This window comes from Bradyrhizobium sp. B117 (assembly GCF_038969555.1).
GTDB lineage: Bacteria > Pseudomonadota > Alphaproteobacteria > Rhizobiales > Xanthobacteraceae > Bradyrhizobium.
In genome coordinates, this window is the sequence record NZ_CP152414.1 from 1,889,402 (window position 1) to 1,903,392 (window position 13,991).

Genomic DNA, 13,991 nt, shown 5'->3' on the forward strand with positions numbered 1-13,991 from the left:
CCAGCCAACAGGTAACGAAGATGGACGTGCAAGAAACCACGGCAGCATGCCGGGACGCGTTCGCCGAACTGGCGTCGCCAGCGTGGATCCACGACCCGTATCCGTTCATGCGGTGGTTGCGCGAGCACGACCCGGTGCATCGCGCGGCGTCGGGCCTTTTTCTGTTGAGCCGCCACGCCGACATCTACTGGGCCCTCAAGGCCACGGGCGATGCGTTTCGGGGACCGCCGCCGGGCGAACTGGCGCGCTATTTTCCGCATGCGGCGACCAGCCTGTCGCTCAATCTGCTGGCCTCCACGCTAGCGATGAAGGACCCACCGACGCATACGCGTCTGCGGCGGCTGATCTCGCGCGATTTCACCATGGGCCAGATCGACAACCTGCGGCCGAGCATCGCGCGGATCGTCGAAGCGCGGCTGGACGGCATGACGCCCGCGCTGGAGCGCGGGGAGGCCGTGGACCTGCATCGGGAATTCGCGCTGGCCTTGCCCATACTGGTCTTCGCCGAACTGTTCGGCATGCCCCAGGACGACATGTTCGGGCTCGCCGCGGGCAACGGCGCCATTTTGGAAGGCCTGAGCCCACACGCCAGCGATTCCCGGCTCGCCGCGGCGGACGCGGCCAGTGCCAAAGTGAAGGCCTACTTCGGCGCTCTCATACAGCGTAAGCGCACCGATCCGTGCCACGACATCGTGTCGATGTTGGTCCTCGCACACGACGATGATGCCGACACGCTTTCAGATGCGGAGTTGATCAGCATGTTGTGGGGTATGCTGCTGGGTGGCTTCGTCACCACTGCTGCGACCATCGACCATGCGGTCCTGGCGATGCTGGCCTATCCCGAACAGCGGCACTGGCTGCAGGGAGACGCCATGCGGGTGAAGGCATTCGTCGAAGAGGTCCTGCGTTGCGACGCGCCCGCCATGTTCAGCTCCATTCCGCGTATCGCCCAGCACGACATCGAATTAGGCGGGGTGGTGATCCCGAAGAACGCGGACGTGCGCGTGCTGATCGCGTCTGGGAATCGCGATTCCGACGCCTTCGCCGATCCCGACCGCTTCGATCCTTCCCGGTTCTACGGCACTAGTCCCGGCATGTCGACCGACGGGAAGATCATGCTGAGCTTCGGCCACGGCATCCACTTCTGCCTCGGTGCGCAACTGGCCCGGGTGCAGTTGGCCGAAAGTTTGCCGCGGATTCAGGCGCGCTTCCCCACGCTGGCATTGGCCGAGCTGCCGACCCGGGAGCCCTCCGCATTCCTTAGGACGTTCCGCGCGCTGCCGGTGCGGCTGCATGCGCAGGGGCTGCGATGCGAGTCTTAGTCGACCAGGATCTGTGCGGAACCAGCGGACAGTGCGCGCTGACGCTACCGGGTATTTTTCGCCAGCGCGAATCGGACGGCGTGGCCGAAGTGTGCGGGGCGACAGTTCCGCAGGCGCTGCACGCGGCCGTGCGTCTCGCAGCCAGCCAGTGCCCGGTCGCCGCCATTCGGGTCATCAGAAGCGAAGCTAGCCGTGAGGAGCGCGCCAGCGCCGACAGTGCGCCTTCTCCAGCGGACGCGGAGCGGCATGCCGCGAGAGACCAACGCAATCCAAGAGGACACGATGGGACGGTTTGAAGGCAAGGTGGCCGTGGTGACCGGCGCCGGCGCCGGGATCGGCAAGGCATGCGCCCTCGCAATCGCGCGCGAGGGCGGCAAAGTGGTGGTCGCCGACATCGATGGTTCGGCGGCCACGGCTTGTACCGCCCAAATCGCGGCCGAGGCGGGCCACGCGCTGGCTCTGGCCATCAACATTGCCGAGGCGCAGGCTGTGGCAGCGCTGTTCGATGCGGCGGAGCGGCACTTCAGTGCGGTCGATCTCCTGGTGAACAATGCGGGCGCCATGCATCTGACTCCGCGCGACCGCGCGATCCTCGACCTGGACCTGGCGGTCTGGGATGAGACCATGGCAACCAATCTGCGCGGCACATTGCTCTGCTGCCGGCGGGCCATCCCTGGGATGATCGCCCGCGGCGGTGGCGCGATTGTCAACATGTCGTCGTGCCAGGGACTCAGCGGTGACACCACGCTGACGTCCTACGCCGCATCGAAGGCGGCGATGAACATGCTATCGGCCTCGCTCGCCACCCAGTACGGTCATGCGAAGATCCGCTGCAACGCGGTTGCGCCGGGTCTCATCATGACCGAGCGTCTCCTGGCCAAGCTGGACGAGTGCATGCAACGGCATCTCCGCCGGCACCAGCTCCTGCCGCGCGTCGGCCGCCCCGAGGACGTGGCCGCGCTGGTGGCGTTCCTACTCTCTGACGATGCTGCGTTCATCACCGGCCAAGTGGTGTGCATCGACGGCGGCATGCTGGCGCATGTGCCGACGTACGCCGACGGTGGAAACAGCCGCGCCGCGCCGCCTTCCGGCGAGACCGCCGAAGCGGCTGCGTCGCCGCGCTCGTGATGGACATGCTGCTCAACCCGCTGAACCGTCGAGATCGGCTGCGGCACGACATCCCGGTCGTGCCCGGCGCTTTCCCCTTGGTCGGGCACCTTCCCGCTATCGTCTGCGACCTGCCGCGCCTGCTGCGGCGTGCGGAACGGACGCTGGGCAGCCACTTTTGGCTGGACTTCGGCCCTGCCGGACACATGGTGACCTGTCTGGATCCGGATGCGATCGCACTGCTCCGCCACAAGGATGTGTCCTCGGCGCTGATCGAAGATATCGCGCCCGAATTGTTCGGTGGAACGTTGGTCGCCCAGGACGGCGGCGCGCACCGGCAGGCGCGCGGCGCGATCCAGGCGGCGTTCCTGCCCACGGCGCTGACCCAGGCGGGCATCGGCGAGCTGTTCGCGCCCGTCATCCGGGCGCGGGTGCAGAGGTGGCGCGACCGGGGCGACGTAACCATCCTGCGCGAAACAGGCGATCTAATGCTCAAACTCATCTTCAGCCTCATGGGAATCCCCGCGCAGGACCTGCCGGAATGGCGTCGCAAGTACCGGCAACTTCTGCAGTTGATCGTCGCGCCCTCGGTCGACCTGCCCGGACTGCCCTTGCGGCGCGGTCGGGCCGCCCGAGATTGGATCGATGCGCGGTTGCGCGAGTTCGTTCGCGACGCGCGCGAACATGCCGCGTCCACCGGGTTGATCAACGACATGGTGAGCGCCTTCGACCGGAGCGACGATGCGCTCTCCGATGAGGTCCTAGTCGCCAATATCCGCTTGCTGCTGCTCGGTGGTCACGACACCACGGCGTCGACTATGGCCTGGATAGTAATCGAGCTGGCGCGGCAGCCTGGGCTGTGGGACGCTCTGGTCGAGGAGGCGCAACGCGTGGGCGCGGTGCCGACCCGGCACGCGGACTTGGCGCAGTGTCCGGTCGCCGAAGCGCTGTTCCGCGAGACGCTGCGCATGCATCCGCCGACGCCGCTCCTGGTGCGTCGCGCAGTGCGTGAATTGCGACTCGGCCAACGGCGCATTCCCGCGGGCACCGATCTATGCATCCCGGTGCTGCATTTCTCGACCTCGGCGCTGCTGTACGAGGCGCCTCATCAGTTTCGCCTGGCGCGGTGGCTGGAACGCACCGAGCCTATCCGGCCGGTGGACATGCTGCAGTTCGGGACCGGCCCACACGTCTGCATCGGCTACCACCTGGCATGTCTGGAACTGGTGCAGTTCTGCGTCGCCTTGGCGCTGACCATGCACGAGGGCGGGACGCGGCCGCGGTTGCTGAACGGCGTCGAAAAAGGCCGCCGCTATTACCCGACCGCACATCCGTCCATGACCATCCGCATCGGATTCTCATGAGCTGGGCATCACATGCCCCTATGGTGAGGCAGGGGCGCGGGCGAGGCGCGGGATTGCTGCACTCGGCGCGCGCTCGGTGCGACGCAGACAACACCGCGGCGGCTCGCCTGTCAGGGACAAGGACATGAACAACATGCAGCCCGGTTCTACGCCACAGGATGACAGAAGTGGTGATTCCGCGCTCGGCGGATTGGGCGCCCAGGCGCGGGGCGCATCCGGCGGGCTGCTGCCCGAGATCTGGATGCATGAGGGCGCAAACCGGATCGAACAGGTGCTGGCGCGTCTTCTCTGCGCCCAACACGACGGTGAGACCGAGCTGATGGCGGCGATGCGCTACGCCACCTTGCATGGCGGGAAGCGCACCCGCGGCTTGCTATGTCTGGCTGCCGGCACACTGGCCGACGCGCCGGCGCACATGCTCGATGACGTTGGCGCCGCCATCGAGATGATACACGCCTGCACCCTGGTCCACGACGATCTGCCCGCGATGGACGACGACGTGCTTCGCCGCGGCCTTCCGACCGTGCACGTCAAGTTCGGCGAAGCTACAGCGATCCTGGTCGGGGATGCGCTGCAAGCGCACGCCTTCCTGACCCTGGCGAACCTGGACGCGCCGGGCGACAACCGTATCGCGCTCGTGCGCGAACTGGCGCAGGCGGTGTCAGCCGAGGGTGCCGCCGGCGGGCAGGCCTTGGATCTGTCTCTGGTGGGAAAGCACGTCGAGCTGGACAGGATCGTGGCGATGCACCGGATGAAGAGCGGAGCGCTAGTGCGCGCGTCCGTTCGCATGGGCGCCTTATGCGCTCTAGCGGAGAATGCCGCGCACGCTGCGCTGTACTGTGCGCTCGATCACTACAGCGCCTGTTTCGGCCTGGCGTTGCAGGTGATCGATGACATTCTCGACGTGACAGCGGATGCCGCGACGCTGGGCAAGACCCCCGGCAAGGACGCGGCGGCGCAGAAGCCGACCTGCGCGTCGATCATGGGACTGCAGGCAGCACGCCAGTTCGCGCTGGATCTGTTGCGCGATGCCGGGGAGGCCATCGCGCCGCTGGGACCGCGTGCGGAACGGTTGGCGCAACTCCTAGAGCGGGCCAACGCGTATCTTTTCAAGCACGCGCCATGCGCATGAGCGCGCCCGTCCGGATGAAGACGCCCTTGTGCCGCTGCGATCGACGGCGAGAGATGCTGCACTTTGTCCGAGTCGCGGTGCCGATCGCAGCGGTTGCCCGCCCCGGGCGCACGCGGCCCCCGCGCGCAAGCCTACGCGGCGGACCGGCGCGAGCATCGGGGACCTCGCCACGCCGGAGCAGGGCGGCCGTCCGGCGCTGCCTACGCGACGAGCATGCGGGCGACATGGGCTGCCTCTGCCCGATCCCGGTTCTCTTCAATCGTCTGCATAAGGAACATCCATCGTGAACGCGCTGTCCGAACAGATTCTTTCCGAATTGCGCGGCCTGCTGAGCGAAATGAGCGATGGCGGCAGCGTCGGTCCGTCCGTCTACGACACGGCGCGGGTGCTGCGCTTCCACGGCAACGTCACCGGTCGGCAGGACGCATACGCGTGGCTCATCGCGCAGCAACAGGCCGACGGCGGATGGGGAAGCGCGGACTTCCCGCTGTTCCGGCATGCGCCCACCTGGGCAGCGTTATTGGCATTGCAGCGCGCCGATCCTCTTCCCGGTGCTGCCGACGCTGTCGGGGCTGCAATCCGGTTCCTCCAGGTCCAACCCGATCCCTACGCGCATGCGGTGGCGGAAGACGCGCCGATCGGCGCGGAGTTGATCCTGCCGCAGTTTTGCGGTGAGGCCGCATCCTTGCTGGGTGACGCGGCGTTTCCGCGCCATCCAGCGCTGTTGCCGTTGCGACAAGCGTGCCTGGACAAGCTGCGGGCATTGGCGATGTTGCCGAGCGGTCATCCGTTGCTGCACTCCTGGGAAGCCTGGGGGACGTCGCCGACGACCGCATACCCGGATGACGAGGGGAGCATCGGCATCAGTCCGGCGGCCACCGCCGCGTGGCGTGCGTACGCCGTGACGCGGGGAAGCACGCCACAGGTCGGGCGCGCGGATGCGTATCTCCAGATGGCATCGCGGGCGACGCGCAGCGGCATCGAAGGCGTCGTTCCCAACGTGTGGCCGATCAATGTGTTCGAGCCATGCTGGTCGCTGTACACCCTTCATCTGGCCGGGCTGTTCGCGCATCCCGCGCTCGCCGAGCCGGTCCGCGTGATTGTCGCGCAGCTCGACGCCCGCCTGAGCGTGCGCGGTCTGGGTCCGGCCTTGCATTTCGCGGCTGATGCGGACGACACGGCCGTTGCGTTATGCGTCTTGCACCTTGCAGGCCGCGACGCGGCGGTCAATGCGTTGCGCCATTTTGAAATCGGCGAGCTGTTCGTCACCTTCCCCGGCGAGCGCAATGCCTCGGTGTCGACCAACATCCACGCCCTGCATGCGTTGCGACTGTTGGGAAAGCCGGCCGCCGGCACCAGCGCCTACGTCGAGGCCAATCGCAACCCGCACGGTCTATGGGACAACGAAAAATGGCACGTTTCGTGGCTGTATCCCACCGCGCATGCGGTCGCTGCGCTGGCGCAAGGCAAGCCCCAGTGGCGGGACGAGCGCGCGCTGGCGGCGCTGCTGCAGGCGCAGCGCGGCGACGGCGGCTGGGGCGCCGGTCGCGCGTCCACATTCGAGGAAACCGCCTATGCGTTGTTCGCATTACGCGTGATGGACGAGAGAGAAAAAACCACAGGGCGCCGGCGCATCGCACAGGTGGTGGCGCGTGCGCTAGAGTGGATGCTCGCCCGCCATGCGGCGCATGCACTGCCAAAAACGCCATTGTGGATCGGCAAGGAACTGTATTGCCCCACTCGGGTCGTGCGCGTGGCCGAACTCGCCGGCTTGTGGCTGGCGCTTCGTTGGGGGCGGCCCGTCCTGACCGAGAGAGCAGGAGCGACCCCATGATCCCGGCAGAACGCGCGCTGCATCAGGTGCTGGAGTGGGGGCGTTCCCTGACCGGGTTCGCTGACGAGCATGCCGTGGAAGCGGTCAGCGGTGGCCAGTACATTCTGCAGCGTATCCGCTCGAGCCTGCGTGACATCAGCGCCCGCACCGGTCGCGATCCGCAGGACGAAACACTTATCGTGGCGTTCTATCGCGAACTGGCGCTGCTGTTCTGGCTCGACGATTGCAACGACCTTGGCCTGATCGTGCCGGAGCAGCTCGCCGCGGTGGAGCTGGCGCTGGGGCAGGGCGAGCCGTGCGCGCTCCCCGGATTCGAGGGCTGCGCTGTGCTGCGCGCTTCGCTGGCCGCGCTAGCCTACGATCATCGCGACTATGCTCAGCTTCTCGCCGATACTAGGCGCTACTGCGCGGCGCTCCGCGCCGGACACGCGCAGGCGGCAGGGCCGGAACGCTGGTCCTACGCCGAGTACCTGCATAACGGCATCGATTCGATAGCCTACGCCAACGTGTTCTGTTGCCTGTCGTTGCTGTGGGGGCTGGACATGGCGACCTTGCGCGCGCGTCCGGCGTTTCGCCAGGTCCTGCGACTCATCTCTGTGATAGGGCGCCTGCAGAACGATCTGCACGGACGCGACAAGGACACGTTGGCCGGCGAGGCCGACAACGCGGCGATCCTGCTGCTTCAGCGCTATCCAGCTATGCCTGCGGTGGAGTTCCTCAACGACGAGCTGGCCGGCTATACGCGCATGCTGTACCGGGTGACGGCGGAAGAGTGCTTTCCGGCGCCGTGGGGATCGTTAATCGAGGCCATGGCGGCCATGTCCACGCGGTACTACCAGACCTCGGCCACCCGCTACCGAAGCGACCCTCAGGGGCGAGACCAGCGTTCGCCGGCCTGAAGTCGCAGGAGGCGCGCCGTGCGCGCGCTGCCGCGGTCCGGTCCGACGCAACGCCGTGGCCCGATGCGACGGATGGAGCGAGCATGAGCAACACCGCTCTGAGCCGGCGCAAGGACGACGATCTGGAGATCGTGTTGGATCCGCGACACGACGTGACCTTTGCTGGTTTCGGTCTGCGCATCTTCACTTCCGGCCAAGCGTAGCTGCGTCATCCAATACAGATTACTAGGCCGCTCGCGCCGCTACACCATTGGCTTGCATGGCGTCTGGACCGCCCAAAAGCCGAGGCAGGAGGCGAAGGTCCAATTGGGGCGTGTCGCACAGAGCGACAATCCCGCGGAGGAACGCCAGCTCTGGCAAGGCAATCACCGTCAAGGAGCTCTGCGCTCTTTACCTCAACGATCTGAACGCCGGCCCTATCCTAGGAAAGGGTGGACGGCCGAAGAAGCCCAGTACCATCATCACCGATACCCGCCGCATTCGAGCGCCATATCATCCCGCTTCTTAGCAGGCGGCGCGTGAGACAAACCAAGGCAGACATCAAAGGTACTGAAGGATATCATGGCCGGCAAGACGCGAGCCTCGGTCAAGACAAAAAAGCTACGCGGGAAAGTCATTGTTCGCAGTGGCAACGCGGACGGCCGGGCTTCTTGGCGGCATTCTCACGTACGCCGTCGAGGCGGGAATCATCGCCATCAATCCCTGGTCTGAGAAAACCGGACAACGTGCGGAGCCGCCGGCTCAGAGAAGCCGAAATATCGGATAATTGGCGAGATACTGCGAAATAGCAGCAAGAAGGACGGGAAGTACGTCACGACGGCCGACATCATCCGCCAGATAACCGGCTGCCGGAGGAGCTAGGTGATCGGTCTGATGTGGACCGAGGCCGATAGACGGCTAAGGCGGCGACCTTACAGTCCCCCTTCGATCACAAGGAAACGAGGGCGCCCATTTTTGTACGGCGAAACGGCACCGGCGTGCGTTGTATCGGTCACGCTGAGCGCGCCTGCAATTTGGGAGACAAAAAGGTGGGCAATTATCGATTCCGGAGTGTCTCGCACCAACTCCGACCGAAACCATCTCATGGTGATCCGACAATTCGGACAGCCCGGGAGTTCGAGGTGCCCGAGCGCGTTCTCTCCCGCGCGTACTACACGCGGAAAATGCCCCAGCGGGACACTCGGGTAAAGAGCAGACAGCGCCTGCAGACGGGCTCGATTTATAAAAAATGATCGCGGCCCTTCTTGGCTCCGCGGTTCTCCGAGGCAGACAGCGCCTTGTCGATCGAATTGCTGACGTGGTCGCCCTCGAACATGACGTTCGATGACATGACGTCCTCGCTGACCAGGCGCTGCTAGAGCCGAAAGGTCAGCCCCTTGCACTTCTTCCCCAGGTTGTCCTTGGCCTGGAGCAAGAACAGGACTTCCCGGGTCTCGACGTTGCCGTTGCCATCGCTGCCGCCCATATACGCCGAGATCGGATCGACGATGATCACACTGACAGCGCTTGGCTGCGCAGAAAACCAGCGCACACCGAGTAATGTGCGCCGCCTTTAGTCATGACAGCGCTGCTAACGTCGCGGCTGCGTTCGGTTGACTCCGTATGGGTGTCTGCAACACGACCGACGGCTTTGGTGAGATTTAGCCTGTTTGGATTCTTCGACGATTTCGGGCGCCTTCAATTTTCCCGTTCAAAGGATTGGCATGGCGGCCCTCACGCTCGATCTGAAGTTACGTGTAGTGCCTGCGGACGGTCAAACATTCATAGCCTTCCCCGGTAAGGGCTACGGGCGCCTCATATTTGCTCGGGGCCAACATTGTCATCGCAAGAAATTTACACGCCGTCGGTTGCTGCAGCCGATCGGGATCTGATCTTCGTAGTAATCGAGCGCCACCGCGAGCTGTCCGCGCACTACGATGCGGCGGCGTCGCTTTCGGCTAAGCTCGAGGATGGTGCCGAATTTGCTGCCGCCGACGAAGTCACCGGCCAAACGAACCTGGCTCTCACGGAGCATGCAAATGTGCTCATTCGGTCGAAGCCAGCCACGATCACGGGCGTGATCGCTCTGACCAGATACGTCGCCGGCCTGCGGGAATGGGAGCTGCCCGATGATGATGCGTGGTACCCGCAATTCTGATGGCGCGGACGCAATGACGCTCGCGCATGCCATAGGCAATCCGCTTCTCCCGCCCGGGCCAAAGTCGAAAACCCCGGTTGGAAGCCGGGATTTTCTTTTTTGCTGTTACAGGCACCAACTCTCCTAAACCGCCGCGGTGCGGTCAGTAGCGCACCTCCGGATTGAGCCGAATTTGACTTCGGCTTCGTTCCGTCCAACGCTCGATCGTAAGCCGCAGGTGTCGGTTGGTCTGCGCTCCTGCTCCACCTCAATCGATTGGTGGAGATCTCACGTCACATAAAGTCTCCATCCGAATCGGACTCTGGTGAAGGTTCATCATCACTCGGCGTTTTGATTTTGGAGAGATACATCGGAGAATTGGTTGCACGTTGCCATTCACCATCCCTGTATCTCCACTGTCTGGACTGGGTGGGATCGAGTACCATATCATTGTGATCTACATGAACGAAGCCCATTTGTTCTGCACGGGCTCTCGCTTCATCATTGGCAGGACGCCAGTTCACCAGCGGCCGTTCGCCGTCTTGCTGTAGTTGGTGCTCAAGCAGAATATCGCCGGCGTTGCCGACGAGCGGATGAGCAACCTGAAAATCCACGATTGATGTGACGTCAGTTCGTCCGGGGAATTGTTCTCGCCACCGTTGGCTGGTGAACTCAGCCGCCATAGGAAATCCGGCTTCCGTTCGTTGGAGGCCGACGCTCCTATTTCCCAGTTGGTAGCTGTAATATCGCGCGGCATCAGAATCCCTTCGGATCGCGTAACTGCTAGCGACATCCGCGGTGCGCCTGGCTCTTTCGGATACAAATTCTGAGTATTCCTGCGGATTGTTGGCGATATGATTGATCTCGTCACCATGAAAACTCCTCACCCGTTCCCGGAATTCGGCTTGGTCGATCTCAACAACGGGAGATCTTGAAGTGAGGTAATAACTCGGCTGCGAGGATGAGCTGGCACCCGAATCCTGCAATCCCATTCTACCGAACGCGTCCGCGAAATAGTCAGCATTCCTGTGCTCCGGGGAGCTCGCGTAATGATACTCATCAGCGGATGGAGCATACGACCAATTGTTAATTCGACCGCCCATGGCGACCACACTCCTATGGCTGTTGCATTGTGTTCAGGTCATTAGACCTGGCGCCGCCGATAAGCAGCTTAGCTGTCCGTAAGCTGACGCCGACAATAAACGGAAGGCAAAATTCTCTGATCGGCTTTGTAGCAACCGGCTTGCAGGACGCCGGCGAAGACCGCCAGATGCATCTGGGGATGCTCGCTTCGTGGGTCGCTCGAGGCGTAATCACCGCTGCCGGCGGCGGGAACCCGGCGAAGGGCCGGTCGTCGCGCTTATGTAAATCTCGACATAAGCGGGATTAGGCACACCCCCGTGATTGTGCGCAGCTCGCAGGAACAGGAGCCTGTATCTATGGGATTCTCGGACGACGTCCGGCTGGCGAACTGAGCATAATTTCGGTCTTTCCTATGGACCCTAATCAGCTCGATAGGAGATCAGCATGCAAACCGCCACGGCCTCGTGCTTGGGGATGAGGAGTATTCTTCAACGTTTCGCAATACCAGGAACACTTGCGGCCAGGGCGATATGCGCCGAACACTCAGCGCGACTACCCGCCTCGCCGGTTTCCTTTTGGCGAACGCCTGGCAGCGAAGCGTGTGACGCTCGAATTCATTTCAACATCTGGTTCAGCAGATTGGCCAATCGTGCCGCGGCAAGCGCAGCCTGATTGCGAGCTACGTTGCGAGCGTTGGTCTCATAATCTCGAGTTAGTTGAACCGGTGTCGTGTCATTCGGGATGGGAGCTGCATAAGCATTCTGCTTGGCCAGCTCGAAGCTTTCTTGGGCCCAGGTGGCAGGATCGAGAATCTGAGCCTTCGCGGAATCTGGCACGACACCGTTGAATTTGTCCTCGGCGTCGGTGATCGCTCCGAACACTGGCGAATAGCCGCCGAACAAGCTATCCCAACAAGCATGAAGCAGGATCGTCTCGCCCGTGGCTGGTATGACTTTTTCTGCGTTACCGCCGCGGTCGCCACCATTGTCGGGCAGTTGCGCAGTGTAACGGGCAATTGCATGATCCGGCTGGTGTAGATCGCCAACCAGATGAAGTGTCCAGGCGAGACTGTAGGAACGCATAGCATCCCAAGCACTCTCTGAGGCTGGCAGCTTAGAGCCTTGAGCTGCGTGACAGCATCAACCGGATCCGGCTGCGGGAGGGACGTACCGTCCGGCGTGTACAGAGCGTCTTTGAAATGCCAACAGGCATGCTTGAGGTGGCCATATGGGACGATCTGTTTTGCCGTGGAATCTTTAACTTGATCGTCGTAGTAATCGTCCTTCGTTTGATATCATCGGCCATGTAGCGGCATGCACCAAGGCGTACAGCTTTTCCGCGCCCTGGGGCGCGCCTGCGATCCAGTTTGCGTAATCCGGTAGTTTCAGGAGCATGTCGCCGTGTTCTTTGACCACCGGACAAGTTCCTCGTAAGCGAGATAGGCGATCTGCATATGCCCTTCGTCCCACCAAGCCGCGGCAGGCGAAAATGAGAAGCACGTGAAGGCGACTGACGCAGCAAGCGAACGCATTGATACTTCCCGAACGAAGCGGCCGATGTGCCGCGCGAATAGCCGACGTGTTTTCATATGCTGCACGGTCTGTTCCTTCAGCGATATGACACCATCGAGTGTTACCGATCTCCCGTCGTAAGTTTTGTGGCGCCTGTTTTGGAGGACGTGCTGGGGACCGGCTCCGGCGAATTTCGTGCTTGAACGACCTTTGACTGACGGTGATAGCGCAACATTTTTTGACGGCGCTTCCACAGCGTTTTTTCCAAGCTCCGGGGATTGCCTCTGTGCTCCTGGGCCGGCTGCCTTTGGTCCACTATATAGTGCTCCTAAAGGATCGTATTCCCGTGACCTTACCCCCTGGACTTAATCCAAATTGAAGTTCGCTCTGGCCCATATGAGGACCAGAGCATGAAGCGCAACCGCTTTACGGAAGAGCAGATCATCGGGATTTTGAAGGAGCACGAGGCTGGCGTGTCGGTTGCCGATCTGTGCCGGAAGCACGGCGTCAGCGATGCTAGTATCTACAAGTGGAAAGCCAAGTTTGGCGGGATGGAGGTCTCGGAGGCCAAGCGGCTGAGGACGCTGGAGGACGAGAACACGCGGTTGAAGCGGCTTTTGGCCGACGCCATGCTAGACAATGCGGCGTTGAAGGACCTCCTGGGAAAGAAGTGGTGACGCCCGCGGGGAAGCGGAAAGCTGTCGCCCATCTCGTGAAGGCCCACGGGATGATCGAACGGCGGGCGTGTAAAGCCATCGGCTGTTGCCGCATGACCATTAGATATCGGACGACCCGGGCGGACGACGCGGCCCTACGCCAACGCATGAGAGCGATCGCCGAGGTGCGCCGTCGCTTCGGCTATCGGCGCCTGCATGTTCTGCTCAAGCGGGAGGGCTATCTGGTCGACCAAAAGAAACTGTTCCGGCTCTATCGGGAAGAGAGGCTCGCGGTCCGTCGCCGTGGTGGCCGCAAACGGGCGCTCGGGACCAGGGCGCCGATGGTGGTGCCGATAGCGCCGAATGACCGCTGGTCGCTCGACTTCGTCTCGGATCAGCTTACCGATGGCCGCCGCTTCCGGATCCTGACCGTGGTCGACGAGTGCACGCGCGAATGCCTGTCGTTGGTGGCCGACACCTCGCTGGCGGGCTCCCGGGTGGCTCGGGAGCTTGACCGGCTGATCATCGAGCGCGGCAAGCCCAAAATGGTGGTCAGCGATAACGGCACCAAATTGACCAGCAACGCCATCCTGACATGGGCCGATCAGAGCCGCGTCGCCTGGCATTACATCGCGCCCGGCAAGCCGACGCAGAATGCCTTCATCGAAAGCTTCAATGGTCGTCTCCGAGACGAATTGTTGAACGAGACGCTGTTCACGTCGCTGGCCCAGGCCCGGGTCGAACTTGGACAATGGCGGGTCGACTACAACGATACGCGACCCCACTCGCAACTCGGATGGAAAACACCATCGGAGTTTGCCTTCACCTGCAACCCGCGATGGGATCTGGCGCTGCGCTACGCCGATGGCTCCGCACCAGCTCCCGTCGCTACCATCGCCCATTCGGGTAAATCCAACAGCCGGGGCGAACACAGGACTGGACAAAACTTGATGTGGTGGAACGGCCC

The 13,991-nt window shown here is 63.0% G+C and carries 11 protein-coding genes and 2 pseudogenes; 10 read left to right on the plus strand and 3 right to left on the minus strand.

The annotated features are described in order from the left end of the window. Window positions 1–20 precede the first annotated feature (20 nt). From AAFG16_RS09135 to AAFG16_RS09170, 8 genes and pseudogenes are all read left to right on the plus strand, one after another. The gene (locus AAFG16_RS09135) at window positions 21–1,322 is read left to right on the plus strand and encodes a cytochrome P450 (RefSeq protein ID WP_342738887.1); all 1,302 of its coding nucleotides are present in this window, start codon (window positions 21–23) and stop codon (window positions 1,320–1,322) included. Beyond that, a complete protein-coding gene (locus AAFG16_RS09140; RefSeq protein ID WP_092220483.1) occupies window positions 1,310–1,618 on the plus strand; it encodes a ferredoxin in 309 nt (102 codons plus the stop codon). The genes AAFG16_RS09135 and AAFG16_RS09140 overlap by 13 nt, the downstream gene beginning before the upstream one ends. Continuing rightward, a complete protein-coding gene (locus AAFG16_RS09145) occupies window positions 1,605–2,450 on the plus strand; it encodes an SDR family oxidoreductase (protein WP_342738888.1) in 846 nt (281 codons plus the stop codon). Before AAFG16_RS09140 ends, AAFG16_RS09145 begins: the two co-directional genes overlap by 14 nt. After that, a complete protein-coding gene (locus AAFG16_RS09150; RefSeq protein ID WP_342738889.1) occupies window positions 2,450–3,793 on the plus strand; it encodes a cytochrome P450 in 1,344 nt (447 codons plus the stop codon). Before AAFG16_RS09145 ends, AAFG16_RS09150 begins: the two co-directional genes overlap by 1 nt. Window positions 3,794–3,926: 133 nt before the next feature. After that, the gene (locus tag AAFG16_RS09155) at window positions 3,927–4,925 is read left to right on the plus strand and encodes a polyprenyl synthetase family protein (protein ID WP_342740877.1); all 999 of its coding nucleotides are present in this window, start codon (window positions 3,927–3,929) and stop codon (window positions 4,923–4,925) included. 283 nt (window positions 4,926–5,208) lie between these two features. Continuing rightward, complete coding sequence (locus AAFG16_RS09160; protein ID WP_342738890.1) at window positions 5,209–6,759, plus strand: hypothetical protein; 1,551 nt, start codon at window positions 5,209–5,211, stop codon at window positions 6,757–6,759. Next, on the plus strand, window positions 6,756–7,658 hold the full coding sequence (locus AAFG16_RS09165; protein ID WP_342738891.1) for a hypothetical protein: 903 nt from the start codon (window positions 6,756–6,758) through the stop codon (window positions 7,656–7,658). Before AAFG16_RS09160 ends, AAFG16_RS09165 begins: the two co-directional genes overlap by 4 nt. A 122-nt stretch (window positions 7,659–7,780) precedes the next feature. Then, window positions 7,781–8,516 (plus strand): annotated as a pseudogene (locus tag AAFG16_RS09170) (Arm DNA-binding domain-containing protein); the annotation flags it as partial. Window positions 8,517–9,012: 496 nt separating this feature from the next. Here the strand turns inward: AAFG16_RS09170 and AAFG16_RS09175 are convergent. Then, window positions 9,013–9,153 carry a hypothetical protein gene (locus tag AAFG16_RS09175; RefSeq protein ID WP_342738892.1) on the minus strand — a complete coding sequence of 47 codons (141 nt, stop codon included), beginning with the start codon at window positions 9,151–9,153 and terminating at the stop codon, window positions 9,013–9,015. Window positions 9,154–9,474: 321 nt separating this feature from the next. On the opposite strand from AAFG16_RS09175, the gene AAFG16_RS09180 reads away from it, so the two are divergent. Further along, window positions 9,475–9,795 (plus strand): hypothetical protein, encoded by a 321-nt coding sequence (locus tag AAFG16_RS09180; RefSeq protein ID WP_283084410.1) that lies wholly within the window; start codon window positions 9,475–9,477, stop codon window positions 9,793–9,795. A 272-nt stretch (window positions 9,796–10,067) separates the two neighbouring features. Here AAFG16_RS09180 and AAFG16_RS09185 read toward each other — a convergent pair whose 3' ends face one another. Together AAFG16_RS09185 and AAFG16_RS09190 are read right to left on the minus strand one after the other, a co-directional pair. Beyond that, window positions 10,068–10,877 (minus strand): effector protein NopP, encoded by an 810-nt coding sequence (locus AAFG16_RS09185; protein WP_342738893.1) that lies wholly within the window; start codon window positions 10,875–10,877, stop codon window positions 10,068–10,070. A gap of 594 nt (window positions 10,878–11,471) precedes the next feature. Further along, on the minus strand, window positions 11,472–11,939 hold the full coding sequence (locus tag AAFG16_RS09190) for a S1/P1 nuclease (RefSeq protein ID WP_342738894.1): 468 nt from the start codon (window positions 11,937–11,939) through the stop codon (window positions 11,472–11,474). Between the two features lie 839 nt (window positions 11,940–12,778). Here AAFG16_RS09190 and AAFG16_RS09195 point away from each other — a divergent pair. Further along, window positions 12,779–13,908: pseudogene (locus AAFG16_RS09195) on the plus strand (IS3 family transposase); the annotation flags it as partial. Window positions 13,909–13,991 lie beyond the last annotated feature (83 nt).

Coding starts and splice junctions, on each gene's coding strand:
- AAFG16_RS09135 (WP_342738887.1), top strand. CDS start 21: ATGGACGTGCAAGAAACCACGGCAGCATGCCGGGACGCGTTCGCCGAA.
- AAFG16_RS09140 (WP_092220483.1), top strand. CDS start 1,310: ATGCGAGTCTTAGTCGACCAGGATCTGTGCGGAACCAGCGGACAGTGC.
- AAFG16_RS09145 (WP_342738888.1), top strand. CDS start 1,605: ATGGGACGGTTTGAAGGCAAGGTGGCCGTGGTGACCGGCGCCGGCGCC.
- AAFG16_RS09150 (WP_342738889.1), top strand. CDS start 2,450: ATGGACATGCTGCTCAACCCGCTGAACCGTCGAGATCGGCTGCGGCAC.
- AAFG16_RS09155 (WP_342740877.1), top strand. CDS start 3,927: ATGCAGCCCGGTTCTACGCCACAGGATGACAGAAGTGGTGATTCCGCG.
- AAFG16_RS09165 (WP_342738891.1), top strand. CDS start 6,756: ATGATCCCGGCAGAACGCGCGCTGCATCAGGTGCTGGAGTGGGGGCGT.
- AAFG16_RS09185 (WP_342738893.1), bottom strand. CDS start 10,877: ATGGGCGGTCGAATTAACAATTGGTCGTATGCTCCATCCGCTGATGAG.
- AAFG16_RS09190 (WP_342738894.1), bottom strand. CDS start 11,939: ATGCGTTCCTACAGTCTCGCCTGGACACTTCATCTGGTTGGCGATCTA.